Origin of the sequence: Curtobacterium sp. PhB172, from assembly GCF_003752545.1 — a bacterium.
GTDB lineage: Bacteria > Actinomycetota > Actinomycetes > Actinomycetales > Microbacteriaceae > Curtobacterium.
Map to the genome: position 1 here is coordinate 604,089 of NZ_RKIF01000005.1, position 26,498 is coordinate 630,586.

Consider the following 26,498-nt stretch of genomic DNA (forward strand, 5'->3'; position numbering starts at 1 on the left):
GGAACCTCGGCGGAACGGCGCGGGACGGGACGCGCGGGCGCGGGCGGGTCAGACGGTGGTGCGCCAGTCCTGGACGTCGGCGTCGTCGTCCGCGGGGTCCGCGTCGTCGACCACGGGGATCGGCAGCGTCATCGACGACGTCGGCGGGTTGATGAGCAGGCGCTCGTCGCGGCGGTGGCGCAGCACGTCGTTGATGTACGCCGTGGTGGCCTCGGGCAGCGAGACCGACCGCTCCTCTTCCTGTGACATGAACCAGCGGTGCTCGAGCAGCTCGTGGAAGACCTCGGCGGGCTCGAGGCGACCGCGCAGGTCACGGGGGATCGAGCGGACCACGGGCTCGAAGACCCGCGAGACCCACTCGTGCGCCACCATCTCCTCGTCGAGCTCGTCGCGGCCGTTGCGTGCCCGGTACGAGTCGAGGTCGTTGAGCAGGCGTCGGGCCTGGTTCTCGCCGGCGTCCAGGCCGGTCAGCCGCAGCAGGCGTCGCTGGTGGTGTCCGGCGTCGACGACCTTCGGCTGGATCCGCACCTGCGAACCGCCCTCGGTCGTGTGGATCGAGAGCTCCTCGATGTCGAAGCCGAGCTCGTTGAGCCGCTCGACGCGGTCGTTGATGCGCCAGCGTTCCTTGATGTCGAACTGCTCGGTGCCCGTGAGCTCGGTCCAGAGCGTCCGGTACTGCGCGACGATCCGGTTGGAGACGTCGACGGGGTCGGCGTTCTCGTCGAGCCGGCCGCCCGCCTCGAGGTCGAGGAGCTCGCCGGCGATGTTCACGCGCGCGACCTCGAGGTCGTTCTCGCGCTGCCCGTTCGACAGACCACCGGGGTAGAGCTTGCCGGTCTCGGCGTCGACCAGGTACGCGGCGAACGAGCCCGCGTCGCGACGGAAGAGCGTGTTCGAGAGCGACACGTCGCCCCAGTAGAAGCCGATGACGTGCAACCGGACGAGCAGCAGCGCGAGGGCGTCGACGAGACGGGTTGCGGTCTCCGGGCGCAGGGTCTGCGAGTACAGCGCGCGGTACGGCAGCGAGAAGCGCAGGTGCCGCGTCACGAGCACGGGGTGCAGCTGCTCGCCGTCCGCGTCGACCCGACCGGTGATGACGGCGACGGGGTCGACGCACGGCACGTCCATGCGCTGCAGCGTGCGGAGCATCTCGTACTCGGAGCGCGCGATCTCCTCGCCGGTCTCCTTCACGGCGGCGACGTACCCGCTCAGGTGCACGAAGCGCACGAGGTGCCGCGAGATGCCCTTCGGCAGGGCCACGATGGTCTCGTCCGGCCAGTCCGCCAGCGGCAGGTCCCACGGCAGGTCGAGCAGGCCGGGGTCGACGGTGGCTGCGGTGATGGACATCGAGTCGGGCACGGTGGATCCTTCGGTGTCGTGGGGGACAGCCGAGAGCCCGCGACCCGCCCTTGTGAGGCGGCGCGGGCTCTCGGGGAGTGCGCTTCGGTTACGCGCTGACGACGGCCTTGTCGTCCAGGCGCTCGCCCGACTCGGTGTCGAAGGCGTGCACGTGGCCCGACTTCGGCGTCACCACGATGGTGTCACCGATCGACGGGTGCGAACGGCCGTCCACGCGGGCGACGATGTCGACGCGCGTGCCCTTGACGTCGGCGTGACCGTAGAGGTAGCCGTCGGCGCCGAGTTCCTCGACCACGTCGACCGTGACCGGCAGGCCCTCGCCCGACTGCGCCACGACGACGTCCTCGGGGCGGATGCCCACGGTGATCTGGGCGGAACGCGCGTTGGAGAGCGTGTCGCGGTCGATCGCGTGGTTGAGCGTGCCGAACTTGATGCCGCCCTCGACGACGTCGGCCGGCAGCAGGTTCATCGCCGGCGAGCCGATGAAGCCCGCGACGAAGACGTTGTTCGGCTTCTCGTACAGGTCGCGCGGCGTGCCGACCTGCTGCAGGATGCCGTCCTTGAGCACCGCGATGCGGTCACCCATGGTCAGTGCCTCGGTCTGGTCGTGCGTGACGTAGACCGTGGTGACACCGAGACGACGCTGGAGCGACGCGATCTGCGTACGGGTCTGGACGCGGAGCTTGGCGTCGAGGTTCGACAGCGGCTCGTCCATGAGGAACACCTGCGGCTGACGGACGATCGCGCGGCCCATCGCGACGCGCTGACGCTGACCACCGGAGAGCGCCTTCGGCTTTCGGCCGAGGTAGTCCTCGAGGTCGAGGAGCTTGGCGGCCTCCTGCACGCGGGTGGCGCGCTCGTCCTTGCCGACACCGGCGATCTTGAGCGCGAAGCCCATGTTCTCGGCGACGGTCATGTGCGGGTACAGCGCGTAGTTCTGGAACACCATCGCGATGTCGCGGTCCTTCGGCGGGACGTCCGTGACGTCGCGGTCGCCGATGCGGATCTGACCGGAGTTGACCTCTTCGAGGCCGGCCAGCATGCGGAGCGAGGTGGACTTGCCACAACCCGAGGGGCCGACGAGGACGAGGAACTCGCCGTCGGCGACGTCCAGGTCGAGGGAGTCGACCGCGGGACGGTTGCCTCCGGGGTAGAGACGGGTTGCCTTGTCATAGGTGACGGACGCCATGAGCGTTCGGTCCTTTCTTCACCGGCAGGTACGTGCCGGACGATCCGAGTGAAGCGGTCAGCCCGCGAGGGCCCCGGATGGTCGTCGTCGACCATCGAGGTTCATACAACACGAGTTCTCGCGGGTGCGCCAGTGTTTTCCACCTGGCCGGTCGGTTCCCAGAGCGTGGTTGGGTGGTTCCCAGAGCGGCCCACTACAATCGCCGGGTCCGTCCGCCGAGCGGGGGTAGGTCGTGCGGACGCCGATCAGGAGGACGACGCACCGATGACCAACCGCCCCGAGGGTGACGCCCGCGCCGCGCGGAACGAGCGCCGCGAAGCCGCCCGACAGCGAGCGCAGCGCCACAGGACACAGCAGAAGCGCCGCCAGCGCGGAACCCGGCTCGGACTCCAGATCGGACTCGGTGTCGTCCTGCTCGCAGCGGCCGCCGTCGTCACGCTCGTCCTGGTCGACTCCGTGAAGCCAGCAGGCCCCGGACCCTCGACGATGTCGCAGGGCGGCATCACCCTCGGCGAGGGGCTCAAGCCCGTGACCGCGTCGAGCAGTGCATCGCCGAGCGCCTCGACCACGGCCGGCGCGGGCACGGTGCGCATCACGCTGTACGTCGACTACCTCTGCCCGACCTGCGGCGAGTTCGAGCAGGCCAACGGCGACTACATCGAGAGCCTCGTCGACTCCGGGGCCGCCACCGTCGACATCCACCCCGTCGCGATCCTGTCGAACCGCTCGCAGGGCACGAAGTACTCGCTCCGCGCGGCGAACGCTGCGGCCTGCGTCGCCGAGCACTCGCCGGACCAGTTCTCCGCGGTCAACAAGGCGCTCTTCGCCGAGCAGCCGGAAGAAGGAACACCCGGGCTCACCGACGCGCAGCTCACCAAGGTCGTCACCGGGGTCTCCGGCCTGCAGGACCGCCGGGCCGTCACGAGCTGCATCGCCGACCAGGACTACAGCAAGTGGGTCGACGAGCAGACGACCGCGGTGTCCGGCGGGGACATCCCCGGGTCGACACTGAGCGACTTCCCGGGCACGCCACTGGTGCTCGTCAACGGGCAGCGGTACGAGCTCACGTCGCCGATCACGAACGACGACTTCCGCACCTTCGTGGTCACCGCGGCCGGTGCCACCGAGGCGACGCCCACCCCGACCCCCACGCCGAGCGCGACGCCGTCCCGCACGCGGAGCGCGACACCGACGCCCACGCCGACGAAGGGCTGATCGCTACAGCGACGAACCGGGGACGCTGAACGTGTCGCAGCTCGTCGCGCCCTGCTGGTAGCCGCGGACGAACCACTTCTGCCGCTGCTCGCTCGACCCGTGCGTGAAGGAGTCCGGGTCGACCCGGCCGCTCGAGCGCTCCTGGATGCTGTCGTCGCCCACGGCGCTCGCGGCGGACAGGGCATCGGCGATCTCGGACCGACTGATGGGCTCGAAGAAGGTCTCGCCGCTCTCGTCCTCGGTGTTCGCCGCGTCGCCGACCCAGGCGCCGGCGTAGCAGTCGGCCTGCAGCTCGACGCGGACACTGCCGGACGACGCCCCGGTGCCCGAACGGTCCGTGCTCGCGAAGGCACCCTGCAGCTGCTGGATGTGGTGGCCCCACTCGTGCGCGACGACGTACATCTGCGCGAGCGGCCCGCCCGACGACCCGTACTTCGACTGCAGGTCGTCGTAGAACGCGGTGTCGAGGTAGATCGCGCGGTCCGGCGGGCAGTAGAAGGGCCCGGTTGCAGCGGACGCCTGACCGCACGACGTGTCGGTCGAGCCGTCGAACAGGAAGAAGTCCGGCGCCGTGTACGAGATCCCGAGCTTCCGGGCCTCGGCCGTCCAGTAGCCGTCGAGCGACTCCGCGGCGCCCTCCATCCGGCACTCGACCTTGAGGTTGGCGTCTCGCCCGGTGCGGCACTCCGGCGCGGCGTCCACGGTCTCGCCCTGCTGCTGGATCTGCGTCGTGCCGCTGCCGCCGTCGACGAACCCGCTGAGGTCGAAGCCCGTGAACTGCGCGATCAGGAAGACGACGATCGCCGTGACGCCGACTGCACCGCCGCCGACCGCGGCCGTCCGACCCCGGCGCTTCACCCTGCCGCCCTTGAGCTGCGAATCGTCGTTGAACGTCATGCCCCCGAATGTACGGCCCACGGGACTCGCACGCCGCACGCATGCCCCGCGCGTACCGTCTGGGACGTCGGCGACCCCGACATGTGTCGTACAACCGGAAGGAACCGCAACCATGGCCACTCCCATCAGCACCGTGATGAGCCCCGCCCGCTACGTGCAGGGCAAGGACGCGATCACCCGCGTCGGCGAGTTCATTGCCCCCATCGGCAAGCGCCCCCTGATCGTCGCCGACGACGTCGTGTGGGGCATCGTCGAGGCCGCGGTGACGACGAGCTTCCAGGCGGCCGACCTGCGGGTCGAGCGGGTCGGCTTCGGTCGCTTCGCCACTCCGAAGGCGGTCGACGACCTCGTCGAGCAGATCCGGTCGACCGACGCGGACGTCGTCGTCGGGCTCGGTGGCGGTTCAGCGATCGACGCGGCCAAGGCCTCCGGACACCTGGCCGGAATCCGCTGGGCGAGTGTCCCGACGGCGGCGAGCACCGACGCCCCGACCTCGGCGCTCGCGGTGATCTACTCCGAGGAAGGGGAGTTCATCGAGTACCGGTTCTTCCCGCACAACCCCGACCTCGTGCTCATCGACACGAAGCTCGTCGCGAACGCTCCCGTCCAGTTCCTGGTCGCGGGCATCGGCGACGCCCTGGCCACCTGGGTCGAGGCCCGTGCCGCCAAGCGTGCGAACGCCGACACCATGGCCGGTGGGCTGCAGACCGAGACCGGCGTCGCGCTCGCCGAGCTGTCCTGGAAGCTGCTGCACGAGAACGCCCCGCAGGCCATCGAGGCCGTGAAGGCCAAGGTCGTGACGCCCGCCCTCGAGAAGGTCGTCGAGGCGAACACCCTGCTGTCGGGCCTCGGGTTCGAGTCCGGCGGACTGGCGGCAGCGCACGCGATCCACAACGGACTGACCGCTGCTCCGCAGGCGCACGGCCTGGCGCACGGGCAGAAGGTCAACATCGGCACGATCGCGCAGCTCGTGCTCGAGGGCGCACCGGCCGAGGAGATCGAGGACTTCGTCGTCTTCACCACGAAGGTCGGCCTGCCGAACACCCTGACCGAGATCGGCCTGACCGTCGACGACACGACGGAACTCCGCGCCGTGGCCGAGGCCGCGACCGTCGAGGGCGAGACCATCCACAACATGCCGTTCCCGGTCACGCCGGAGCTCGTGGTGGACGCGCTCATCGCCGTCGAGGGCATCGCGCGGAGCATCCGCGCCGAGCACGGCCTGCCGGAGCCGGTCCTGTACCAGCACCACTGAGGGACGGCTGCGCTGACGGATCGGGGTCAGGTGCGGACCAGCGGCTCCATCGTCGCCAGGTCCGCACCGATCCCGACGTCCACCAGCTCGATCCGTCCCGCGAGGGTGGCGGCCGGCCCCGTCAGCAACCCGGCCTTCACCCCGCCGAACGTGACCGTGACGTCGGCGTGCAGGACGTGGTCGTCCGCGATCCCGCCGGTGTCGACGTCGATGCCGCTCGGCACGTCGACGGCGACGACGAACGGTGCGCGCTGGTCGCGGGCGAGTTCACGGATGGCGTCGACGACCTCGCGGGCGGGGGAGCGGAGGGCCGCAGGCCCCCGCACCCCGATCCCGAGGATCGCGTCGAGCACCAGGTCGGCGTCGATTGCCGCGTCCGTCACCGCAGCCTCCGGTCCGGCAGGATCCTCAAGGAGGCGCGCCCCGCCTTCCAGCGCCGCTGCCAAGCCCGCCTCGTGCACGCGTGAGCCGACGCGCAGGACCGCCACGTGCCTCCCGGCCGCCGCCAGCCGCGCACCCGCGAACAGGGCGTCACCGCCGTTGTCGCCGCTGCCCACCAGCAGCAGGACGGACCCCGGTCCGTCGCCCGGCCGGACGGCCGGATCGTCGAGCAGGTCGCCGACGATGCGGGCCAGCCCGTCGGCCGCTCGTTGCATGAGGGGCTCACCCGCGTCGAGGTGCGGCCGCTCTGCCGCCCGGATCTGGTCACCGCCGTAGCCGTCCATGGCCACCACAGTGCCCCGGTACCCTGGAGGGGACATGTCACTCGTCCCCGAAGCGCCCCGTCCCCGCATCGTGATGTCGCCCGACGGCCTCCGGATCGCGACCTACGACTTCGGCGATCCCGACGCCCCCGCAGTCGTCGCGGTGCACGGGTTCGCCTCCGGTGCGGTGCTGAACTGGCACGCCTCCGGCTGGACCCGCGACCTCGTCCGCGCCGGGTACCGCGTGCTGGCGTTCGACCAGCGCGGCCACGGCGCGAGCGCGAAGCCGCGCGACCCCGGTGCGTACTCGATGGACCTGCTCGTGGCGGACGTCACCACCGTGATCGACACGTACCTGCTCGACGAGGTCGCGTTCCTCGGGTACTCGCTCGGCGCACGTGTCGGCTGGCACACCGCCGAACGGCTGCCGGACCGCATCACCCGCGCGGTCTTCGGCGGGATCCCCGACGCCGACCCGATGCGCCGCGTGCGGGTCGACCAGGCGAAGGCGTACCTGGCGGACGGCACACCGATCGAGGACCGCGTGACGAACGGCTACCTGACCATGGCGGGGAACGTCGAGGGGAACGACCTCGCGGCGCTCGTGGCGATGGTCGAGGGGATGCGGAACAGCATCGAGCCGACGCCCGACAACGCCCCCGCGCAGCCGATCCTGATGGCGGCCGGCAGCGAGGACGGCATCCGCGACAGCGCCGTGCGGTTGGCGCAGGCGGCCCCGGACGCGTCGTTCTTCGAGATCCCGGGGCGGAACCACTTCAACGCACCGACGTCGCGGGCGTTCCGCGAAGCCGCGCTGGCGTTCCTGCGTTCCTGACCGACGCACGCTGTCCTCGTCGCGCTGACGGGTACTCGCAGGTCCCCTCTGTCACCGGACACCGCGCGTACCGTCCCCGCCATGGACTACAGACTCCTCGGCAACAGCGGGACATCGGTGTCGACGCTGACCCTCGGCACCATGACGTTCGGCAGCGAAGCCGACGAACCCACCTCCCACACCATCATCGACACGTTCGTCGCGGCCGGCGGCACCCTGATCGACACGGCCGACGTCTACTCGGGCAACGAGTCCGAGCGGATCATCGGCCGCTGGCTCGCGGCACACCCCACCGAGGCGCAGCAGGTCGTGCTCGCCACCAAAGGCCGCTTCCCGCAGGGTGACGGTCCGAACGACGTCGGCCTGTCGCGCCGGCACCTCCGGGTCGCCCTCGACGCCTCGCTCGAGCGCCTCGGCGTGGACCACATCGACCTGTACCAGATGCACGCCTGGGACGCCCTGACGCCGATCGAGGAGACGCTCCGGTTCCTCGACGACGCGGTCTCCGCCGGCAAGATCGGCTCGTACGGGTTCTCCAACTACCTCGGGTACCAGATCACGAAGGCCGTGTACGAGGCGAAGGCGCACGGTTGGGCGCCGCCGGTCACCCTGCAGCCGCAGTACAACCTGCTCGTCCGCGACATCGAGCACGAGATCGTCCCCGCCAGCCTCGACGCCGGGATCGGCCTGCTGCCCTGGTCGCCCCTGGCCGGCGGCTGGCTGTCCGGCAAGTACCAGCGCGACGAGGCGCCCACCGGCTCCACCCGCCTCGGCGAGAACCCGGCACGCGGCATGGAGGCGTGGGAAGCACGGAACGGTGACGAGCGCACCTGGGCCGTCCTCGACGCGGTGTCCGCGGTCGCCGACGCGCACGGCGCCTCGCGGTCGCAGGTCGCCCTCGCCTGGCTGCTCGCCCGGCCGGCGGTGACGAGCGTGATCCTCGGCGCGCGGACGGTGTCCCAGCTCGAGGACAACCTCGGTGCAGCTGACCTCGTGCTGACCGACGCGGAGCTCACGCAGCTCACCGACGCCAGCGCCCCGCGCATCGACGACTACCCGTACGGCACCGCGGGCGTCGCCCAGCGAGAGCGCAAGATCACGGGCGGACGCTGAAGATCCGTGCACGTTCGTGCGGATTCGCGCTGATGTGGGGTCCGGGTGTGGACGCACGGTTCGGTGAGGTGTCATCCTCGTCGCACGACCGGCTGGTTACCGCGTCCAGCGCCCGGAACACTCCCTGATCCGTGTTCCACACGCGCCGATGCCCCGGATGAGTGATCACCCGGGGCATCGTTCCGCCCGACGGCGGCTGTGGGGCCGGCAGCGGGACTTGAACCCGCAACCCCCGTATTACAAGTACGGTGCGCTACCAATTGCGCCATGCCGGCTGACGCCGCTCATCTTACCGGTGAGGGCGTCGGGGTCTCACTCGGCCGGCTTCTCCGCGAAGTTCAGCGAGATCGAGTTCATGCAGTACCGGTCGCCGGTGGGCGTGCCGAAGCCGTCGGGGAACACGTGGCCCAGGTGCGAACCGCAGTTCGCGCAACGGACCTCGGTGCGCACCATGCCGAGCGACTTGTCGTCGATCAGCTGCACGGCGTCGGGGTTCACCGATTCGTAGAACGACGGCCAGCCGCAGCCGGAGTCGAACTTCGTGCCGCTCTTGAACAGCTCCGCGCCGCAGGCCGCACAGGTGTAGACGCCGGCACGCTCCTCGTCGAGGAGTTCACCGGTCCACGGCCGTTCGGTCCCCGCCTGACGCAGGACGGCGTACTGGTCCGGGGAGAGATCCTCGCGCCACTGGGCGTCGGACTTGTCGACGTTGTATGCCATTGTTTCCTCCTGCTTCCGGTCGGGTTCTTCCGGGCACTCCCGACCACTTCAGTAAACTCGCGACGATGTCCGAGCATTCCGTGCACCACGCCCGCTGGACCCGTCTGACGACGGACGAACTGTACGGCATCGTGGTGCTCCGGAACCGCGTCTTCGCACTCGAACAACGGGTGACGGCCGAGGACTTCGACGGCCGTGACCGCGAGCCCGAGACCGAGCACTGGTGGTTCGGTACGGACACCGAAGCGGTTGGGTACCTGCGCCTGATCCGACCGGCTGCGGACGAAGAACACCCGGCCGACGCACCGCCGCCGTCCTGGGTGATCGGCCGGGTCGCGACGCACCCCGACCACCGTGGGCAGGGCATCGCCGGCCGGCTCGTCGCCGCCGTGCTCGCGGCCCACGGGCACGAAACCGTCGTCCTGCACGCCCAGGAGTACGTCGCCGCGCTCTACGAACGCCACGGCTTCGTCCGGTTCGGGGCGCCCTACGACGAAGCCGGCATCCGGCACGTCGGCATGCACCGCCCGGGGCGCTGATGGACACCCTCGGCCGGTACGCCGCCTACGCCGACCGCATCGAGGCCGTGTCCCCGTCCTACGCCGCCTGGGCGCGGTCGCTCGACCCTGCGTTGGTCGCGCTCCTCGACGAGGTCGCGGAGCAGCAGCGGCAGCCGGAACTCCTCTTCGCGGTCGCGCGGCGGCTGGGTGCGGACCCGTCGGACCCCGGTGCGCTGCGCGCGATCGGTCGGGAGGCCCGCCCCGCCCTGGTCGCGGCCCTCGCCTCCGCCACGGTGCAGGCCAACGACCCGCGGCGGCTCGGTCCCGTCGTCCCGCTGTTCGCGGCGCTCGCCGAGCGGGCCTCGCGGCCGCTCGGTCTCGTCGACGCCGGCGCGGCGGCGTCGCTCTGCTCGATCCCGGACCGGGTGACGCTCGACCACCGGACGTCGGAGTCCCGGGTGCCGGCGGAACGCGCCCCGGTGCCGTCGTCGCGCCCCGACTCCTCGGGGCGCGATGACCACGGCGGGGCGCGCACCGAGCTCGTCCGGATGCACACGGCGGTCGGCGAACCCGCGGTCCGTCTCGTCGCGGACGTCTCCGGGGCCCTTCCGGCTCCGGCGAGCAGGCCGATCCTAATCGGCGCGCGGATCGCCCTCGACCCGAACCCGATCGACCTCGCCGCACCCGGCGCGTTCGACCGGTTGGTCGAGGCCGTCCCGCCCGAGGCGACGGACCGGATCGCCCTGATGCGCGAGGCGGCGCGCGCGACGCTCGCCGTGCCTCCCGTCCGGCTCGTCGGCACGCTGCCGGGTGACCTCGACCGTGCACTGGACGCCCTGCCGGACGACGTGGAGCCGGTCGTGCTGACCACCGGCACCCTGGTCTACGTGCCGGGTGCCGAGCGCCAGCGGTTCGTGGACCGCGTCCGCGAACGCGGTGTGCACTGGATCGCGCTCGAACGCACCGGGATCCTGCGCGGTGTGGCGGCGACGCTGCCCGACGACGTCGACCCCGCAGATCCGGACGCCTTCGCCACGGCCTCGATGGACGGCACCGCGGTCGCCGTCTCGGACCCGTTCGGCACCCGCGTGCGCTGGTTCCGCGACCCGAACCTGTGACCGGTCTTCGCGACAGTCCAGCGCCGTGCCAGGGTCCGGATGCGCTCCGCCCCTACGATGTGCGAGACCCGTTCCCCGATACGTGATCGGAACCGCCGTGACCAGCCCCACCGACGAGCACCGCGCTGACCAGCACCGCGCTGACCAGCACCGCGCTGACCAGCTCAGCGAGCTCGCGCAGCGTGTGCTGTCGTTCGAGCACGACCGGGCACGGCACGACCGCACGAAGGAAGCGGAGATCCGGGTCGAGTTCGAGATGTCGGCGGCGCGCTACTACCAGGTGCTGAACCGCGTCATCGACTCGCCCGCGGCACTCGCGTACGACCCGCAGCTCGTCACCAGGCTGCAGCGGCTCCGACATGCGCGCACCAGCGCCCGGGCGACGCGCAGCTTCGTCGCGCCCGGTGCTGCTCCCGAAGGACGTGAAGAGGAACGATGAGCACCAGATTCCCCCGTGACCGGTTCGACGACGTCGCCGACGGCCCCCGGGTCGGCGCACACCGCGGTGCACAGCGCCGGGGCCGTGGCTGGGTCGCGTTCGCCTGGGCGGCACTCGCCACCGGTGTGCTCGTCGGCATCGGCGTGCTCGCCCTCGCGCTCCTGAACGGCAGCTACTCGTTCAGCGGGTCGGACTCGCCCTCGGGATCGGCGTCGGCGACGTCGTCGGCGACCGCGAAGCCGTCCGCGTCGGCCTCCCCGTCCTCGTCGGCCGGAACCGGTGCCGGCGACGCCGGCGCTGCCGCTGCGACACCGGCCCAGCAGGGCACGACCACCGTCGTCGTCCTGAACGGCACGACCACCTCCGGCCTCGCTGCCCGGGCCAGCGCGGCGCTGACCGGTGCCGGCTGGGGAGTCGCCTCGACCGGGGACGCCGGCACGACCGGGTCGACCTCGACGGTCGTGTACTACCAGCAGGCCGCACAGGCGGCGGTCGCGCAGGGCATCGCGAAGCAGCTCGGGGTCACCGCCGTGCAGCAGTCGACGGCGTTCCCGAACGCCGACGTGAGCGTCGTGCTCGGAGCCGACTACACCGGCTGATCCGCATTCCGCGGGCGCTCCCCGCCCGCATTTGTGACGGTCGTGTTTCGGGCACGTTGATTTCTGACGGAATCGACGTGAAACAACGTCACACCTCTTGCCGGATCGGCGCGCTTCGAGCAGAGTCCCTTGCAGACGGCGAACACGTCGTTCGCACAGCAGTACCAGGGAGCAAGAGATCATGGCCAACGGAACCGTGAAGTGGTTCAACGCTGAAAAGGGCTTCGGCTTCATCACCGTCGATGGAGGAGGCCAGGACGTGTTCGTGCACTACTCGGCCATCGACATGTCGGGTTACAAGGTCCTCGAGGAGGGCCAGGCAGTGGTGTTCGACGTCGGCACCGGGTCGAAGGGCCCGCAGGCGGAGGCAGTCCGACCGGCCTGAACGCACGACACTCATCGCGAACGCGCCGTCCCGTCAGGGGCGGCGCGTTCGTCGTGCGCGGCCCGCGCTGCATGACGTGCGTGGCGGGCGGTCCGTGGCGGTGGTCGGGGTGCGCTGTTGGCGGAGCGTGTCCTGGGAAGACGTGACGAGCCTCCCGATCGTGTTGCACTCGCACCGGGCGAGTGCCAGAATCGGCGTTGGCACTCGCTCACGTTGAGTGCCAGCACGACCCCACGACGTCCGGGAGGGACGAGAACTCACATGGCTAAGATCATTGCTTTCGACGAGGAGGCCCGCCGTGGCCTCGAGCGCGGCCTGAACCAGCTGGCCGACGCCGTGAAGGTGACGCTCGGCCCGCGCGGCCGCAACGTCGTCCTCGAGAAGAAGTGGGGCGCCCCCACGATCACGAACGACGGTGTCTCCATCGCCAAGGAGATCGAGCTCGACGACCCGTACGAGAAGATCGGTGCGGAGCTCGTCAAGGAGGTCGCCAAGAAGACCGACGACGTCGCCGGTGACGGTACGACCACCGCGACCGTCCTCGCCCAGGCACTCGTCCGCGAGGGCCTCCGCAACGTCGCCGCAGGCGCCGACCCCGTGTCGCTCAAGCGCGGCATCGAGAAGGCCGTCTCCGCCGTCTCCGACCAGCTCCTCGCCAACGCGAAGGACATCGAGACCAAGGACCAGATCGCCGCGACCGCGTCGATCTCGGCCGCAGACCCGACCATCGGCGCACTCATCGCCGAGGCCATCGACAAGGTCGGCAAGGAAGGTGTCGTCACCGTCGAGGAGTCGAACACCTTCGGCACCGAGCTCGAGCTGACCGAGGGCATGCGCTTCGACAAGGGCTACCTGTCGCAGTACTTCGTCACCGACCCCGAGCGTCAGGAAGCCGTCTTCGAGGACGCCTACATCCTGATCGTCAACTCGAAGATCTCGAACATCAAGGACCTCCTGCCGGTCGTCGACAAGGTGATCCAGGCGGGCAAGCAGCTCCTGATCATCGCCGAGGACGTCGACGGCGAGGCCCTGGCCACGCTCGTCGTGAACAAGATCCGCGGCATCTTCAAGTCCGTCGCCGTCAAGGCCCCGGGCTTCGGTGACCGCCGCAAGGCCATGCTGCAGGACATCGCGATCCTGACCGGTGGCCAGGTCATCTCCGAAGAGGTCGGCCTCAAGCTCGAGAACGCGACGCTCGACCTGCTCGGTCGTGCCCGCAAGGTCGTCATCACCAAGGACGAGACCACGATCGTCGAGGGTGCCGGCGACGCCGAGCAGATCGCCGGCCGTGTCCGTCAGATCCGCGCCGAGATCGACGCGACCGACTCCGACTACGACCGCGAGAAGCTCCAGGAGCGCCTCGCGAAGCTCGCCGGTGGCGTCGCCGTCATCAAGGCGGGTGCCGCGACCGAGGTCGAGCTCAAGGAGCGCAAGCACCGCATCGAGGACGCCGTCCGCAACGCGAAGGCTGCCGTCGAAGAGGGCATCGTCGCCGGTGGTGGCGTCGCCCTCATCCAGGCCGGCAAGGTCGCGCTCGACGCACTCACCCTCGAGGGTGACGAGGCGACCGGTGCGAACATCGTCCGCGTCGCGATCGACGCACCGCTCAAGCAGATCGCGCTGAACGCCGGTCTCGAGCCGGGTGTCGTGGCCGCCAAGGTCCGCGAGCTCGAAGCAGGTTGGGGCCTCAACGCCGCGACCGGCGAGTACGTCGACCTCATCGCCGCGGGCATCATCGACCCGGCCAAGGTCACGCGTTCGGCGCTGCAGAACGCTGCGTCGATCGCTGGTCTGTTCCTGACGACCGAGGTCGTCGTCGCCGACAAGCCCGAGCGTGCCGCGGCCGCTCCGGCCGGCGACCCGACGGGTGGCATGGACTTCTAAGCAGTCCTGTTCGAAGGGCCCCGCACGCTGCGCGTGCGGGGCCCTTCCGCGTGCGGGGGGGGGGGGGGCTGGCGCGGATCTCGTCCCCCGAGGTTCCGAAATCTCGGCATCTCGGTGCCCGGTTCGCCAGGCTCTGGAACCTCGGCGGTCAACGTGCGGCATGTTGTGGAACCTCACCGACCCAGTCGGGTCGGACTGGAGGCCCGCCCAGCGTCGCTCTCCGCACAACCGTCCGAGCGTGGCCGGGCCCGGCGTCTCGTGCGCGATGCTCCGGCCGGGGCGAGGGCATCGCGCGGCTCTGGTCGAGGAATGCCCTCGCTGATCGTTGGGACGCGGCTCCGTACGGGCGGCTATCCGGTCGACCTGCCCCGTCGAGGTTCCACGACTCGCCGTGTGCGGGACGCCGAGGTTCCGAACCCGAGCGCGATGTGGCGCGAGATGCCGAGATTTTGAAACCTCGGGCGAGACGGACGGGCGCGCGGACGGACGCGCGCGCGGACGGACGCGCCCGCGCGGGCGGGCGCCCGCGTCAGGCGGCGTAGTCGCGCGGCAGCAGGGGCAGCCAGACGCGGAAGGTCGCGCCGCCACCCTCGGTGTCGAAGACCTCGACCGAGCCGTGGTGTGCCGCGACGATGCCCGACACGATGGCGAGCCCGAGGCCCGAGCCACCGGTGTCCCGCGCGCGCGAAGTGTCGGCACGCCAGAACCGCTGGAAGATCTTGTCGCGCAGCTGCGCCGGGATCCCCTCACCGTGGTCGATGACGTCGATGTGGGCCATGCCGCGGTCGTCGTCCACCCCGACGCCGATCTCGATCGGGTCGTCGTGCTCGGTGAACCGCATGGCGTTGCCCATCAGGTTCGTGACGATCTGGCGGATCTTGTTCTCCTCCGCCAGCACGATCGGGGGACGCTGGGGCATGACGACCGTCGGCAGTGGCGTCGTCTCGTCGGTGGGGGCAGCACCGGCCTCGATGTCCATCGCCCGGGTCCGACGAGCACGCAGCCGCGCGATCGTCTGCCGCGAGAACGCGATGGGACCCGTGGTGTTCGCCGACGTGGGCGATGCCGGGGGGACCTCGCCCGTGTCGGACAAGGAGCCCGACGAGTCCGACGACCCCGACGAGAGCGAGGACGACGACGCGGGCGGCCGCACGGCCTGCGGCACGCTCTCGCCCGTCATGGCGTCCTCGACCAGGACCTGGATCTCGCGGTCGGGGTTGGACGCCATGGTGTCGAGCGCCGAGTCACGGGCGATCGCGACGAGGTCGACCGGGCCGAGCTCGAGCGGCTTGGACTCGTCGATGCGGGCGAGCTGGAGCAGGTCCTGCACGAGCAGGCCCATCCGCTTCGCCTCTTTCTCGATGCGCTCCATCGCCTGGGCGACGTCTTCTTCCTTGCGGAGGGCACCCATGCGGTACAGCTCGGCGTACCCGCGCAGGGACACCAGCGGGGTGCGGAGTTCGTGCGAGGCGTCGCCGACGAACCGGCGCATCTGGTCGATGGTGCGCTGGCGGTCCTCGAACGCGGTGTCGATGCGCTCGAGCATGACGTTCAGGGAGCGGTTCAGTCGCCCGACCTCGGTGTTCGGGGTGTCGGCCTCGAGGCGCTGGTTGAAGTCACCGGCGGCGAAGCGTGCGGCGGTGTCCTCGACGTCGCGCAACGGGTCGAACGTGGCGGTGACGAGCAGCCGCGTGAGCATGGCGCCGAGCAGGATCACCGAGATGCCGAAGCCCAGGAAGATGACGGTGAACCGGGCGATGGTCTGGTCCGTGTCGGCGCTCGACACCGCGACGAGCACGAAGCCGGTCTCGGTGGAGCCGCTCGTCTGGTTCTGCAGTGACGCCGGGATGACCTGGGCACGCCACTCGTGGTTGTGCTGGCTGTCGTAGAGCGAGAAGCGCGCACCGTTCTGCGCCGCTGCGGAGAAGTCCAGTTCGCGGATGTCCGGGCGGCTCGATGCCTTCGTCTGGCAGATCTGGTCGCCGTCGGCGTCGTACGCGGCCACGTAGGCGCTCTGCGACAGCACGACCGACAGCTTGCAGTACTGCTCGCCGTCGCTGATGTTCTGGCCCTCGAGCTGCTCCGTGGTGCCCTTGACGTTGTTGTCGAGCTGCGCCATCAGGTACGTCGACAGGACGGTCATCGTGCCGAGCCCGGCGACGAGCAGGCCGAGCGCCACCAGGAGCACCGTGATCCCGGTGATCTTGGTGCGCAGGGAGATCCCGTCCCACCAGCGGCTCATTCGCGTGTGCATGCTGCCCCAACGATAGACAGCGGCCGCCCGGTGAAACCGGACGACCGCCGTGAAGAACGGAGGTGCTACGAGGCCTTGGACGCCTTGAGCATGTACCCGAAGCCGCGCTTGGTCTGGATGATCGGCTCGGCCGAGTACTGGTCGAGCTTGCGACGCAGGTACGAGATGTAGCTCTCGACGATGCCGGCGTCGCCGTTGAAGTCGTACTCCCAGACGTGGTCGAGGATCTGCGCCTTCGACAGCACGCGGTTCGGGTTGAGCATCAGGTAGCGGAGCAGCTTGAACTCGGTGGGGGAGAGCTCGATCTGCGCGTCGCCGATCGTGACCTCGTGCGTGTCCTGGTCCATGGTGAGCTCGCCGGCGCGGATGATCGCGTCTTCCTCGTCGTTCATGGTGCGACGGAGGATGGCCTTGATGCGGGCGACGATCTCGTCGAGTGAGAACGGCTTGGTGACGTAGTCGTCGCCGCCGACGGTGAGGCCGGTGATCTTGTCCTCGGTGTCGTCCTTCGCGGTGAGGAACAGGATCGGCGAGGTGTACCCGGACGACCGCAGGCGCTTGGTGACGCCGAAGCCGTTCATGTCGGGGAGCATCACGTCGAGGATGATCAGGTCGGGTTCTTCCTCGAGCACGGCCGAGATCGCCTGTGCGCCGTTGCCGACGGCACGGACGGCGAACCCGGCGAAGCGCAACGAGGTCGTCAGGAGGTCGCGGATGTTCGGCTCGTCGTCGACGATCAGGATCTTGGGGCCATCGCTCATGGTCCTATCTTCTGACCGTTCCCTAATGGTTTCCTGAGAGCGGTGCGTACGTCAGCCCACGGGCGCCTGGACCTGGTCGGCATCCAGGATCGTGTAGGAGTACCCCTGCTCCGCGAGGAACCGCTGCCGGTTCTGCGCGAAGTCCTGGTCGACGGTGTCCCGCGCGACGAGCGTGTAGAACGACGCCGGCAGGCCGTCCTTGTTCGGACGGAGCAGTCGACCGAGGCGCTGCGCCTCTTCTTGTCGTGACCCGAACGACCCGGAGACCTGGATCGCGACGGTGGCGTCCGGCAGGTCGATGGAGAAGTTCGCGACCTTCGACACGACGAGCACGTCCACCTCGCCGGCTCGGAACGCGTCGTACAGCCGCTCACGTTCGTCGACCGGGGTCGCACCCGTGATCTCGGCCGCGTCGAGCGACGCCGCCAGTTCGTCGAGCTGGTCGATGTACTGCCCGATCACCAGGATCTGCTCGCCGCGGTGCTTCTCGATGAGCTCGCGGACGACCGGGGTCTTCGCGGGTGACGTGGCGGCGAGCCGGTAGCGCTCGTCGTCGCTCGAGGCCGCGTACTCCAGGCGCTCCTGGTGCGGCAGGTCGATGCGCACCTCGTAGCACTCGGCCGGGGAGATGTAGCCCTGCGCCTCGATCTCCTTCCACGGAGCGTCGTAGCGCTTCGGACCGATGAGCGAGAACACGTCGCCCTCGCGGCCGTCCTCGCGCACGAGCGTCGCGGTCAGGCCCAGGCGCCGGCGGGCTTGCAGGTCGGCGGTCAGCTTGAAGACCGGGGCCGGCAGCAGGTGGACCTCGTCGTAGACGATGAGGCCCCAGTCGAGGGCGTCGAGCAACGAAAGGTGCGTGTACTCGCCCTTCCGACGGGCCGTGAGGATCTGGTAGGTCGCGATCGTGACCGGCCGGATCTCCTTGACGCTGCCCGAGTACTCGCCGATGTCCTCGGCCTTCAGGGTCGTGCGCTTGAGGAGCTCGCTGCGCCACTGCCGTGCGGACACGGTGTTCGTCACGAGGATGAGCGTGGTCGCCTTGACGGTCGCCATCGCCCCGGCACCGACCAGGGTCTTGCCGGCGCCACAGGGCAGCACGACGACACCGGACCCCTGCGCGAAGAAGGTGTCGACGGCCTGCTCCTGGTACGGGCGCATGTGCCACTCGGCCGTGTCGAGGTCGATCGGGTGCGGCTGCCCGGGGGTGTAGCCCGCCAGGTCCTCGGCCGGCCAGCCGAGCTTCACGAGTTCCTGCTTGATCTGCCCGCGTGCCCACGGCTGCAGCTCGACCTCGGAAGGCGTCCGCATGTCGCCGAGCAGTGGCTTGATCCGCTTCGACCGGATGACCTCGGCCAGCACGGACGGGTCCTCGGCGGTCAGGAGCAGGACGGGCACGCGCTCGAGTTCCTCGGCGGGGGAGTTCGCGATGACCGGGGCGTCCTCGCGTTCCTCACGCCGGATGACGAGTCGGCCGTAGCGGGACACCGTGTCGCGGATGTCCACGGTGACGCTCTGCGGGACCGGGAACTTGGCGAAGCGCTCGAGGGTGGCGATCATCGCCTCGGCGTCGTGTCCGGCGGCCCGTGCGTTCCACAGGCCGAGGCGGGTGATGCGGTAGGTGTGCACGTGCTCGGGGGCGCGTTCGAGTTCGGCGAAGGCCGCGAGCTCGTGGCGTGCGTCCTCGGCGTCGGGGTGTGCGACCTCGAGGAGCACGGTGCGGTCGCTCTGCACGATCAGCGGTCCGTTCATGACCTGCCAGCCTAGCCGTCGTCACCTGCGTTCGGGTGACCGTGCACCTCAGGCGTCGCTCTCGACCGCGACGACGAGCGACAGCGGCAGCGTGCGCTCGACGTCGACGCTGGTGTCGCGCCCTCGGACGCGTCCGGCGGCGACGGAGGTCGGGATGATCGAGAACGGCCGTTCGGAGCCGTCCGGCATCCGCACCGTCAGCCGGATCGGTGTGCGACCGCGCACGGCCAGGTCGATCTGCCGCCCGAGCCACTCCTGCTCGGGTTCCGCATCGCCACGCTGGGTGGTCAGGCGGAGCCGTTCCACGAGTGCGTGCGCCGCCTGCTCCGGCGAGCGTCCGGTGGGGCTGCGCCGACCGGGAGGCCCGTGGTGCGTCTCGGGGCGGGCGCCGGTCGCGAGCACGGCCGGGTAGCGCTGGTCCTCGAGCGCGGTGTGCACGACGTGCGCCGGGTAGCGGGTGGTGAGCGTCGTCAGGTCGCTGCGCTCCCACGCCATCTGCCGGAGTTCGGCGTCCACACCGATCAGGTCGAGCTGGTCCGCGGTGCCGCGCACCACGGTGCCGACCCCGCCCTCGCCGCGGTCGACGACGATGCTGCCGTCGCGTCCGGCGACCTGGTCGACCAGGTAGGCGAGGGGCTGCGGGACGCCGGTCGACGACAGACGGGTGAGCAGCGCCAGGACGTCGTCACGGGAGTGCCCGGCACGGAATGCCGTGCGCAGGGTGTCCTCGGAGATGCGGTAGCGCGCGGCCAGACCGGGTGCCTCGAGCACGGCGACCGTGCGCAGGGCGGCGTCGTCGACCGGCGCGAGGGGGCCGGGGGCGATCACCGTCAGGTCGTGCTGCAGGTACACCTGGCCGACGGTGCCGGGCAGGTCGTCCGCTGCGGGCCTGGCGTCACCGTCCAGCAGTGCTCGGCCGGTGCTCGTGACGATGCCGTCGACCGCGAGTCCGAGCGACGCGGCGGTGCCGGCGGCGTCGAGCAGCACGGCGTCGAGCCAGCGGGAGCCCGCCGGGTACGCCCAACGGCCGAGGGCCACGAGGTCGCGCAGGTCGTCGTCGGCGAGTGCGAGGACCTCGTGCACCGCGGGGCCGAGCGTGTCCGCCCAGGCCGACACGAGCGTCGCCCAGCGGTCCGGCCAGTCGGCGACGAGCCAGTCCTGTCCGGCGTCGGTGACCGTCCAGCGGCCGGAGCCCGGGTTGGCGAACCCGACCCGGTCGAGCAGTGCGAGGCGGCCGGGCACGACGTCGGCGTCGGTGCCGATGCGCTCGGCCAGGGTCTTCGCGAGCGGCGTGCCGATGCCGCCCTTGACGAGTTCGCGGACGGTGCCGGCGTCCACCGCACGCAGCAGCTCGGCGAGCACGGTCATGCTCGAGAACGCCTGCTCCGCGCCGGTGGTGCGCGCGCGGTCCTGGCCGGCCACGTCGTCGGCGTGGGCAGCGCGGTCGGGGCGATCCGGGGCTCCCGTCGATCGCAGTGCCACGAGGTCGGGGTGGGCGGCCACGCGTGCGGCGACCGCGTCGTCGACGGCGCCGTCCTCGTCGGCCAGGCCGAGCGTGATCGCCGGACCGAGGCGGTCGGCGTCCCCGCCGTCGCGGAGCGCCAGGATCGTGGCGCGGGGCAGGTGCTCGACGGCGGCGTCGACCGCGTCGTCGGTGCGGAGCGCCTCGGCCAGGTCGAAGAAGTCGGTGATCCGTTGCGGACCGGTCTCGCCGAGGGCGGCCGGGGGCAGGCTCCGCGCAGCGACGAGTCGTTCGAGGGAGTCGTCCGGCAACGCCCGGAGTCGGGCGGCCAGGTCGGCGGTGGTCGTCATCGTCCGGTGCCAGCGTCCGGGGCGGACGTCAGCGAACCGTCCGGTTGGCTCGTGCGCGGCGCGTCCAGGTGATGGCGAGGAGCGTGAAGACCAGGACCATGCCGATCGGGAACCCGACGAGCGGGATCGCCATGATCACCGGCCACGGCATGGAGCCCTGCGCGCTCGGGACCGTCAACCACATGACGATCATCGCCGCCATGCAGAGGAACGCAGCGATGAAGATGCCACCGACCATGAACGCCAGAGCGCGTTCGGTACGATTGAACGTCACCGGGGGTTCTGCGGAATCCTGCGGGTTCCCGGTTGATCGGGTCGGATTGGCCATCGACCCAGGATATCCGACGCACCACGGCCGTACCACGACCTCGAGGAGTCCACGCATGCCGACCGGCAAGGTCAAGTTCTACGACGACGACAAGGGCTTCGGCTTCATCACCGGAGAGGACGGCGACCAGGTGTTCCTGCACGCGTCCTCGCTGCCCGACGGCGTCGTGACCGTGAAGGCGGGATCCCGGCTCGAGTACGGCGTCGTGCAGGGGAAGAAGGGGTCGCAGGCACTGTCCGTGCGGCTCCTCGACCCGCAGCCGTCGTTGTCCCGGATGACCCGTCGCTCCGCAGACGACATGGCCGTGATCGTCGAGGACCTGGTGAAGGAACTCGACCGGATCAGCGGAGACCTCCGCCACGGCCGCTACCCGAAGAACGGCGATCGACTCGCCGCCATCCTGCGGCACGTCGCAGACCAGTTGGAGGCGTGACGCCATGACAGACAGCGACGCAGTACCCGTTGACGCAGTACCCGTTGACTACACAGACCTGGCGCGGACCGCGCTGCTCGAGGTGACCCCCGAGTCGAGCATCGGCGCGCCCGTCGGCACCGTGGACGAGGGCGACGGCGTCGTCTCCGTCCTGTTCGCGAACCGCATGCCGGGCTACCCCGGCTGGCGCTGGACCGTCAGCGTCGCGAAGGTCGGCGACGAGGACCCCACCGTGCTCGAGGTCGAGCTGATGCCCGGCGACGGCTCGCTCGTCGCACCGGAGTGGGTGCCGTGGTCCGAGCGACTGGCCGAGTACCGGGCGGCGCAGGACCACGAATCGGACGAGGAGTCCGACGACGACGAGCACGACGACGACTTCGATGACGAGTCGGATGAGGACGACGACGACGAGGACGCCGACTACGACGACTCGGACGACGACGAAGCCGACGACGAGTCGGATGACGACGAGGACGACGACGACGCCGAGTTCGAAGCGGACGAGGACGACCTCGACGAACCGGACGACGACGACATCGACGGTGTGGACGTCGACGCGCTCGCCGACACCGCCGATGCGGACGACGAGGACGAGGACGTCGACGACGCCCCGCAGCCCCCTCGCCGTCGTCGCGCGCAGCGCGTGCAGCCCGTCGACCCGGACGCCGACCTCGACGGCGCCCAGCTTGATGCCGGTGAGGTCGACCCGGACTTCCACCGCTCCTGACACGCACCCGAAGAACGACGAAGCACCACGGGATCCCGTGGTGCTTCGTCGTTTCCGTGGTGTTCGTCGCCGGCGCTGGCCCGCACGACGGACGGGTCAGCGCAGGGCGTCGACCGTGAAGTCGATCGCCTGCACGAGCTTCGCGACGTCGTCCGGGTCGATCGCGGTGAACGTCGCCACGCGCAGCTGGTTGCGCCCGAGCTTCCGGTACGGCTCGGTGTCGACGATGCCGTTCGCGCGCAGGGTCGCGGCGACGGCCTTGGCGTCGATCGAGTCGTCGAGGTCGATCGTGGCGACGACCTGCGAGCGGGCTGCGGGGTCGGTCACGAACGGCGTCGCGTAGTCGACCGACTCGGCCCAGTCGTACAGCGTCGACGACGAGGTCTTGGTGCGGGTGTCCGCCCAGGCCAGGCCGCCCGACTCGTTGATCCACCGGACCTGGTCGTCGAGCAGCAGCAGCGTCGAGATCGCCGGGGTGTTCAGCGTCTGGTTCAGGCGCGAGTTGTCGACGGCGTTCTTGAGCGACAGGAACTCGGGGATGTACCGACCGCTCGCTGCGATGCGCTCGACGCGCTCGATCGCGGCGGGGGAGAACAGCGCGAGCCACAGGCCGCCGTCGGAGGCGAAGTTCTTCTGCGGGGCGAAGTAGTAGACGTCGGTGGCGTCCACGTCGAACGCGGCACCACCGGCGGCGCTCGTGGCGTCGACGACCGTCAGTGCTCCGGCGTCACCGGCGGCGCGGACGACCGGGGCCATGACGCCGGTCGAGGTCTCGTTGTGCGGGTAGGCGTAGACGTCGACGCCGTCGACGGGCTCGAGCGCGGCGAGCGATCCGCCGGGGGCCTCGACGACGTGCGGTGCCTCGAGCCACGGGGCGCCGGCGGCCTTGGCGAACTTCGACCCGAACTCGCCGAAGGACAGGTTCTCTGCGCGGCGCTCGATGAGGCCGAACGCGGCGGCGTCCCAGAACGCGGTCGAGCCGCCGTTGCCGAGGACGACCTCGTAGCCCTCGGGGACCTGGAACAGATCGGCGAGCCCGGAGCGGACGCTGCCGACCAGGTCCTTCACGGGCTTCTGGCGGTGGGACGTGCCGAGGATCGTGGCCCCGCGCGTCACGAGGGACTCGAGCTGCGCGCCGCGGATCTTGGACGGTCCGCAGCCGAAGCGGCCGTCGGTGGGGAGGAGTTCGGCGGGGATGACGATGTCTGCCATGCACCGATCCTACCGAGCGCGATCCCAGTGCTGGTGCGCCTGTACCGGCCGGACGGGGATGCCTGGAGTGCTGTGGCCACGGCCCTCTTCTTGCCCGGTGCAAGTGTCGGTCGGAGTTCGTCGGTCCGAACAAGTAGGGTGGTGGCCGCTGGGCCCAGACATGAGAGGCGGACCGTGACCGATCTCGTCGACACCACGGAGATGTACCTTCGCACCATCCTCGACTTGGAGGAGGAGGCGATCGTTCCGCTGCGCGCTCGCATCTCGGAGCGCCTCGGCCACTCGGGCCCGACGGTCTCGCAGACCATCGCCCGCATGGAGCGCGACGGCCTGGTCGTCGTCTCCGGCGACCGCCACCTCGAGCTCACCGACGAAGGGCGCTCCCGAGCCACCCACGTCATGCGCAAGCACCGTCTGGCGGAGCGCCTGCTGGCCGACGTCATCGGACTCGACTGGGCGTTCGTCCACGACGAGGCCTGCCGGTGGGAACACGTCATGAGCGAGCAGGTCGAGGTCCGCCTGCTCGAGATGCTCGGCAACCCGACCGAGTCGCCCTACGGCAACCCGATCCCCGGCCTGGCCGAGATCGGCGGCCCCGCGGCCGCCGGGTTCCTCGACGGTGTGCAGAACATCGTCGCCGCGACCGAGGGCACCGACGCCGTCGCGACCGGTGTGATCCGTCGTCTGGGCGAGCCCGTGCAGTTCGAGCCCGAGCTCCTGCACCAGCTCCGCACGGCCGGCGTCATGCCCGGTCGTCTGGCGAGCGTGCAGCGCGCCGGGGCCTACGTCGCCGTCCGCGTCGAGGGCGAGGACTCGGGCATCGAGCTCCCCGTCGAGGTCGCGCAGCACGTCTACATCGAACGGGACTGATTTTGCGGCCCTGATCAGGGCTTCTTTACCGTTTCGTTACAAACGGCCCGTTTCATCTCGACAAGGTAACGACGGCCCCGTACACTCGTCGAGTCCCCGCGCTGCGCCTGAGCCGGAGACCCGTGGCAGGACGTCTCGAACCCGTCTCCTGCCTCGATCGGAAACGATGACGAACGGATGGGGTTGCACGTCGCCGGACACACACGGCAGCGTGATGACGAGACGCCGGAGACCACACCCTTGACGCAGACCGGTTCCGCCGCGGACGACCAGACGCCCGCCAACCCGACGAACACCGAGAACGCCACCGACGCACCGCTCACCCGACGGTCCGTCCGCCAGGCCGACGCGCGCCCGACCCGCAAGGTCGTCCCGGTCCGCTCCGCGCCGCTCCCCGGTGGCCGTCGTGCCGCACAGGCCGCAGCCACCGCGACCGCTGCCAAGGCGAGCTCGTCGTCGCGCAAGCGCAAGTTCCTCGCCCCCATCGTCCTGACGGTCGCCGCCGGCATGTTCGGCACCGTGGCAGTCGCGCCGGCCTTCGCCGCGCAGCCCTCCACCGGCACCGAGGCGGCGAACGCGCAGCGCCAGGTCCGTGCGACGGAGAGCCAGGAGTTCTCGGTGTCCGACGCCGTCGCGCTGGCCGGCACGAGCCGCGACGGCTACGGCGCCACGTCGACCGCGACGCTCGACGCACGCGCAGCGGCCAAGCAGGCTGCAGCCGACCAGGCCGAAGCGACCGAGGCAGCCGCTGAGCAGGCCGAGCAGGCAGCATCGGCCACGCAGGCAGCGCGTGCCCAGACCGCCGAGCAGTACGCCTCGTACACCGGCCCGTCCGCCGCCGACTACGTGGCGAGCTCCAGCGCCGCGGACACCCCGTTCTCGCTGCCGGCCGTGGTCGCCACCGCCAAGCAGTACATCGGCACCCCGTACGTCTTCGGTGGCGCCGACCCGTCCGGCTTCGACTGCTCGGGCTACGTCATGTTCGTCTACGCCCAGTACGGCATCAACCTCGCGCACTCGGTGCCGCTGCAGGACCAGGCCGGCACCACGATCCCCGAGTCCGAGGCGCAGCCCGGCGACGTCGTCATCTTCAACAACGAGGCGCACGACGGCTTCTACATGGGCAACGGCATGATCATGGACGCCCCGAAGCCCGGTGGCTCGGTGTCGATCCGTCCGATCTGGACCAGCGACTACCACATCGTCCGCTTCGGCATCTGAGGCATGAGACCCGACCGCGGGGCATCGAACCCGTGAACATCGCCGAAACCGGCCCGTGCACCCTCGTGCCGGGCCGGTTTCTGACGTAGCCTGGCGCTGCACCGGTCCGCAAGGCCCCGAGCAGGGAGACCCCATGTCGTTGTTCCGCACGACCCGCACCATGGGTCGGCGCGCGCGCATCGACATACGGTCGACCACCGCCTGCGTGCACGAGCACGCCCCTGCATGACCAGAGCACTGCCCTTCCGGGTGGTGCTCTTCGTGGTTCAGGGGACGTGTGCGCGAGCGACGGTCACCTGCGAAGGACCCCGGTCCGACGCACCCGCAGCGCCTGGAAGCCGTCCAGGCACGTCGGAAGGGAACCAATGCGCACTCTCGTCCTCAACGCCGGTTACGAGCCCCTCGCGGTGATCTCGTTCCGACGAGCCCTCGTGCTGGTCATGAACCAGAAGGCCTCCGTCGTCGCCGCCGACCTCGAACACCCGGTGACCGGGTCGACCTCGAGCTTCGATCGGCCGTCCGTCATCATCCTCACCCGGTACGTGCGCATCCCGCACTCGAGACTCGTGCCGGTGTCGCGCCGCGGAGTCCTGCGCCGTGACGCCAACCGGTGCGCGTACTGCGACCGGCACGCGACGACGATCGACCACGTGCAGCCGAAGTCGCGCGGTGGGCAGGACTCGTGGGAGAACCTCGTGGCCTGCTGCCTGGCGTGCAACAACGAGAAGGGTGACCGCACCCCGCAGGAGATGGGGTGGCGGCTGCGTTTCCGTCCGAAGATCCCGCACGGTTCGTCGTGGGTCGTGCGCGGTATCGAGCGTCCGCAGGCGGAGTGGGACGAGTACCTCGTGGCCGCGTAGCGGCTGCGCTGCAGGCGCCGAGTGAGCAGAAGGCGACGGGTCGCGGGTGGCGACCCGTC

The 26,498-nt window shown here is 70.4% G+C and carries 26 protein-coding genes and 1 tRNA gene; 15 read left to right on the forward strand and 12 right to left on the reverse strand.

What is annotated here, in order from left to right; genetic code table 11:
- Positions 1-48: 48 nt before the first annotated feature.
- Together EDF42_RS03925 and EDF42_RS03930 are read right to left on the reverse strand one after the other, a co-directional pair.
- On the reverse strand, positions 49-1,359 hold the full coding sequence (locus tag EDF42_RS03925) for a DUF4032 domain-containing protein (protein ID WP_123671506.1): 1,311 nt from the start codon (positions 1,357-1,359) through the stop codon (positions 49-51).
- An 88-nt stretch (positions 1,360-1,447) separates the two neighbouring features.
- Positions 1,448-2,548: an ABC transporter ATP-binding protein gene (locus EDF42_RS03930; protein ID WP_123293301.1), complete on the reverse strand. Its 1,101-nt coding sequence runs from the start codon at positions 2,546-2,548 to the stop codon at positions 1,448-1,450.
- A gap of 264 nt (positions 2,549-2,812) precedes the next feature.
- On the opposite strand from EDF42_RS03930, the gene EDF42_RS03935 reads away from it, so the two are divergent.
- Positions 2,813-3,763, forward strand: coding sequence for a thioredoxin domain-containing protein (locus EDF42_RS03935; RefSeq protein ID WP_123671507.1), 951 nt, complete (start codon positions 2,813-2,815; stop codon positions 3,761-3,763).
- A 3-nt stretch (positions 3,764-3,766) separates the two neighbouring features.
- Here the strand turns inward: EDF42_RS03935 and EDF42_RS03940 are convergent, their stop codons facing one another.
- Positions 3,767-4,660, reverse strand: a complete 894-nt coding sequence (locus EDF42_RS03940; protein WP_123340896.1) for a neutral zinc metallopeptidase — start codon at positions 4,658-4,660, stop codon at positions 3,767-3,769.
- A 112-nt stretch (positions 4,661-4,772) separates the two neighbouring features.
- Here EDF42_RS03940 and EDF42_RS03945 point away from each other — a divergent pair, with 112 nt between their 5' ends.
- Positions 4,773-5,915, forward strand: coding sequence for a glycerol dehydrogenase (locus tag EDF42_RS03945; protein ID WP_123671508.1), 1,143 nt, complete (start codon positions 4,773-4,775; stop codon positions 5,913-5,915).
- 26 nt (positions 5,916-5,941) lie between these two features.
- Here the strand turns inward: EDF42_RS03945 and EDF42_RS03950 are convergent, their stop codons facing one another.
- On the reverse strand, positions 5,942-6,640 hold the full coding sequence (locus tag EDF42_RS03950; RefSeq protein WP_123671585.1) for an NAD(P)H-hydrate epimerase: 699 nt from the start codon (positions 6,638-6,640) through the stop codon (positions 5,942-5,944).
- A gap of 34 nt (positions 6,641-6,674) precedes the next feature.
- On the opposite strand from EDF42_RS03950, the gene EDF42_RS03955 reads away from it, so the two are divergent.
- On the forward strand, positions 6,675-7,454 hold the full coding sequence (locus EDF42_RS03955) for an alpha/beta fold hydrolase (protein ID WP_111085229.1): 780 nt from the start codon (positions 6,675-6,677) through the stop codon (positions 7,452-7,454).
- A gap of 81 nt (positions 7,455-7,535) precedes the next feature.
- Complete coding sequence (locus EDF42_RS03960; RefSeq protein ID WP_123340894.1) at positions 7,536-8,567, forward strand: aldo/keto reductase; 1,032 nt, start codon at positions 7,536-7,538, stop codon at positions 8,565-8,567.
- 199 nt (positions 8,568-8,766) lie between these two features.
- Here the strand turns inward: EDF42_RS03960 and EDF42_RS03965 are convergent.
- Together EDF42_RS03965 and msrB are read right to left on the reverse strand one after the other, a co-directional pair.
- Positions 8,767-8,842, reverse strand: a tRNA-Thr gene (locus tag EDF42_RS03965).
- Between the two features lie 37 nt (positions 8,843-8,879).
- On the reverse strand, positions 8,880-9,287 hold the full coding sequence (gene msrB / locus EDF42_RS03970; protein ID WP_123340893.1) for a peptide-methionine (R)-S-oxide reductase MsrB: 408 nt from the start codon (positions 9,285-9,287) through the stop codon (positions 8,880-8,882).
- Positions 9,288-9,352: 65 nt separating this feature from the next.
- Between msrB and EDF42_RS03975 the strand changes: the two genes are divergently transcribed.
- The 6 genes from EDF42_RS03975 to groL all read left to right on the forward strand — a co-directional run bounded on the left by EDF42_RS03975 (position 9,353) and on the right by groL (position 14,212).
- Positions 9,353-9,826 (forward strand): GNAT family N-acetyltransferase, encoded by a 474-nt coding sequence (locus EDF42_RS03975; protein ID WP_185040749.1) that lies wholly within the window; start codon positions 9,353-9,355, stop codon positions 9,824-9,826.
- The gene (locus EDF42_RS03980) at positions 9,826-10,905 is read left to right on the forward strand and encodes a DUF2332 family protein (RefSeq protein ID WP_123671509.1); all 1,080 of its coding nucleotides are present in this window, start codon (positions 9,826-9,828) and stop codon (positions 10,903-10,905) included. Before EDF42_RS03975 ends, EDF42_RS03980 begins: the two co-directional genes overlap by 1 nt.
- Positions 10,906-11,002: 97 nt before the next feature.
- Complete coding sequence (locus EDF42_RS03985) at positions 11,003-11,344, forward strand: DUF3263 domain-containing protein (RefSeq protein WP_123671587.1); 342 nt, start codon at positions 11,003-11,005, stop codon at positions 11,342-11,344.
- Positions 11,341-11,943 (forward strand): LytR C-terminal domain-containing protein, encoded by a 603-nt coding sequence (locus EDF42_RS03990; RefSeq protein ID WP_123671510.1) that lies wholly within the window; start codon positions 11,341-11,343, stop codon positions 11,941-11,943. The genes EDF42_RS03985 and EDF42_RS03990 overlap by 4 nt, the downstream gene beginning before the upstream one ends.
- 181 nt (positions 11,944-12,124) lie before the next feature.
- Positions 12,125-12,328, forward strand: a complete 204-nt coding sequence (locus tag EDF42_RS03995) for a cold-shock protein (RefSeq protein WP_111085222.1) — start codon at positions 12,125-12,127, stop codon at positions 12,326-12,328.
- Between the two features lie 261 nt (positions 12,329-12,589).
- Entirely contained in the window at positions 12,590-14,212 is a 1,623-nt protein-coding gene (groL, locus tag EDF42_RS04000; protein ID WP_111085221.1) for a chaperonin GroEL, read from the forward strand.
- 529 nt (positions 14,213-14,741) lie between these two features.
- Here the strand turns inward: groL and EDF42_RS04005 are convergent.
- The 5 genes from EDF42_RS04005 to EDF42_RS04025 all read right to left on the reverse strand — a co-directional run bounded on the left by EDF42_RS04005 (position 14,742) and on the right by EDF42_RS04025 (position 21,062).
- Positions 14,742-16,466 (reverse strand): cell wall metabolism sensor histidine kinase WalK, encoded by a 1,725-nt coding sequence (locus EDF42_RS04005; protein WP_123671511.1) that lies wholly within the window; start codon positions 16,464-16,466, stop codon positions 14,742-14,744.
- A 65-nt stretch (positions 16,467-16,531) separates the two neighbouring features.
- Positions 16,532-17,227: a response regulator transcription factor gene (locus EDF42_RS04010; protein WP_017888045.1), complete on the reverse strand. Its 696-nt coding sequence runs from the start codon at positions 17,225-17,227 to the stop codon at positions 16,532-16,534.
- Between the two features lie 51 nt (positions 17,228-17,278).
- Complete coding sequence (locus tag EDF42_RS04015; protein WP_123671512.1) at positions 17,279-18,976, reverse strand: DNA repair helicase XPB; 1,698 nt, start codon at positions 18,974-18,976, stop codon at positions 17,279-17,281.
- A gap of 48 nt (positions 18,977-19,024) precedes the next feature.
- On the reverse strand, positions 19,025-20,788 hold the full coding sequence (locus EDF42_RS04020) for a helicase-associated domain-containing protein (RefSeq protein WP_123671513.1): 1,764 nt from the start codon (positions 20,786-20,788) through the stop codon (positions 19,025-19,027).
- 28 nt (positions 20,789-20,816) lie between these two features.
- Positions 20,817-21,062 carry a hypothetical protein gene (locus EDF42_RS04025; protein ID WP_148067611.1) on the reverse strand — a complete coding sequence of 82 codons (246 nt, stop codon included), beginning with the start codon at positions 21,060-21,062 and terminating at the stop codon, positions 20,817-20,819.
- Positions 21,063-21,171: 109 nt separating this feature from the next.
- Between EDF42_RS04025 and EDF42_RS04030 the strand changes: the two genes are divergently transcribed.
- Together EDF42_RS04030 and EDF42_RS04035 are read left to right on the forward strand one after the other, a co-directional pair.
- Entirely contained in the window at positions 21,172-21,549 is a 378-nt protein-coding gene (locus EDF42_RS04030; RefSeq protein WP_123671515.1) for a cold-shock protein, read from the forward strand.
- Between the two features lie 4 nt (positions 21,550-21,553).
- A complete protein-coding gene (locus EDF42_RS04035; protein ID WP_123671516.1) occupies positions 21,554-22,276 on the forward strand; it encodes a DUF3027 domain-containing protein in 723 nt (240 codons plus the stop codon).
- Positions 22,277-22,372: 96 nt separating this feature from the next.
- Here the strand turns inward: EDF42_RS04035 and serC are convergent, their stop codons facing one another.
- Positions 22,373-23,488 carry a phosphoserine transaminase gene (gene serC, locus EDF42_RS04040; protein WP_123340884.1) on the reverse strand — a complete coding sequence of 372 codons (1,116 nt, stop codon included), beginning with the start codon at positions 23,486-23,488 and terminating at the stop codon, positions 22,373-22,375.
- Between the two features lie 174 nt (positions 23,489-23,662).
- Here serC and EDF42_RS04045 point away from each other — a divergent pair, with 174 nt between their 5' ends.
- From EDF42_RS04045 to EDF42_RS04055, 3 genes are all read left to right on the forward strand, one after another.
- Positions 23,663-24,358: a metal-dependent transcriptional regulator gene (locus EDF42_RS04045; protein WP_111085212.1), complete on the forward strand. Its 696-nt coding sequence runs from the start codon at positions 23,663-23,665 to the stop codon at positions 24,356-24,358.
- Between the two features lie 177 nt (positions 24,359-24,535).
- The gene (locus EDF42_RS19335; RefSeq protein WP_123671517.1) at positions 24,536-25,579 is read left to right on the forward strand and encodes a C40 family peptidase; all 1,044 of its coding nucleotides are present in this window, start codon (positions 24,536-24,538) and stop codon (positions 25,577-25,579) included.
- 365 nt (positions 25,580-25,944) lie between these two features.
- Positions 25,945-26,439: an HNH endonuclease gene (locus EDF42_RS04055; RefSeq protein ID WP_111085210.1), complete on the forward strand. Its 495-nt coding sequence runs from the start codon at positions 25,945-25,947 to the stop codon at positions 26,437-26,439.
- The last annotated feature ends 59 nt before the right edge of the window (positions 26,440-26,498 follow it).

Coding starts and splice junctions, on each gene's coding strand:
- EDF42_RS03930 (WP_123293301.1), bottom strand. CDS start 2,548: ATGGCGTCCGTCACCTATGACAAGGCAACCCGTCTCTACCCCGGAGGC.
- EDF42_RS03935 (WP_123671507.1), top strand. CDS start 2,813: ATGACCAACCGCCCCGAGGGTGACGCCCGCGCCGCGCGGAACGAGCGC.
- EDF42_RS03940 (WP_123340896.1), bottom strand. CDS start 4,660: ATGACGTTCAACGACGATTCGCAGCTCAAGGGCGGCAGGGTGAAGCGC.
- EDF42_RS03945 (WP_123671508.1), top strand. CDS start 4,773: ATGGCCACTCCCATCAGCACCGTGATGAGCCCCGCCCGCTACGTGCAG.
- EDF42_RS03950 (WP_123671585.1), bottom strand. CDS start 6,640: ATGGACGGCTACGGCGGTGACCAGATCCGGGCGGCAGAGCGGCCGCAC.
- EDF42_RS03955 (WP_111085229.1), top strand. CDS start 6,675: ATGTCACTCGTCCCCGAAGCGCCCCGTCCCCGCATCGTGATGTCGCCC.
- EDF42_RS03960 (WP_123340894.1), top strand. CDS start 7,536: ATGGACTACAGACTCCTCGGCAACAGCGGGACATCGGTGTCGACGCTG.
- msrB (WP_123340893.1), bottom strand. CDS start 9,287: ATGGCATACAACGTCGACAAGTCCGACGCCCAGTGGCGCGAGGATCTC.
- EDF42_RS03975 (WP_185040749.1), top strand. CDS start 9,353: ATGTCCGAGCATTCCGTGCACCACGCCCGCTGGACCCGTCTGACGACG.
- EDF42_RS03980 (WP_123671509.1), top strand. CDS start 9,826: ATGGACACCCTCGGCCGGTACGCCGCCTACGCCGACCGCATCGAGGCC.
- EDF42_RS03990 (WP_123671510.1), top strand. CDS start 11,341: ATGAGCACCAGATTCCCCCGTGACCGGTTCGACGACGTCGCCGACGGC.
- EDF42_RS03995 (WP_111085222.1), top strand. CDS start 12,125: ATGGCCAACGGAACCGTGAAGTGGTTCAACGCTGAAAAGGGCTTCGGC.
- groL (WP_111085221.1), top strand. CDS start 12,590: ATGGCTAAGATCATTGCTTTCGACGAGGAGGCCCGCCGTGGCCTCGAG.
- EDF42_RS04005 (WP_123671511.1), bottom strand. CDS start 16,466: ATGCACACGCGAATGAGCCGCTGGTGGGACGGGATCTCCCTGCGCACC.
- EDF42_RS04010 (WP_017888045.1), bottom strand. CDS start 17,227: ATGAGCGATGGCCCCAAGATCCTGATCGTCGACGACGAGCCGAACATC.
- EDF42_RS04015 (WP_123671512.1), bottom strand. CDS start 18,976: ATGAACGGACCGCTGATCGTGCAGAGCGACCGCACCGTGCTCCTCGAG.
- EDF42_RS04020 (WP_123671513.1), bottom strand. CDS start 20,788: ATGACGACCACCGCCGACCTGGCCGCCCGACTCCGGGCGTTGCCGGAC.
- EDF42_RS04030 (WP_123671515.1), top strand. CDS start 21,172: ATGCCGACCGGCAAGGTCAAGTTCTACGACGACGACAAGGGCTTCGGC.
- EDF42_RS04035 (WP_123671516.1), top strand. CDS start 21,554: ATGACAGACAGCGACGCAGTACCCGTTGACGCAGTACCCGTTGACTAC.
- serC (WP_123340884.1), bottom strand. CDS start 23,488: ATGGCAGACATCGTCATCCCCGCCGAACTCCTCCCCACCGACGGCCGC.
- EDF42_RS19335 (WP_123671517.1), top strand. CDS start 24,536: ATGGGGTTGCACGTCGCCGGACACACACGGCAGCGTGATGACGAGACG.
- EDF42_RS04055 (WP_111085210.1), top strand. CDS start 25,945: ATGCGCACTCTCGTCCTCAACGCCGGTTACGAGCCCCTCGCGGTGATC.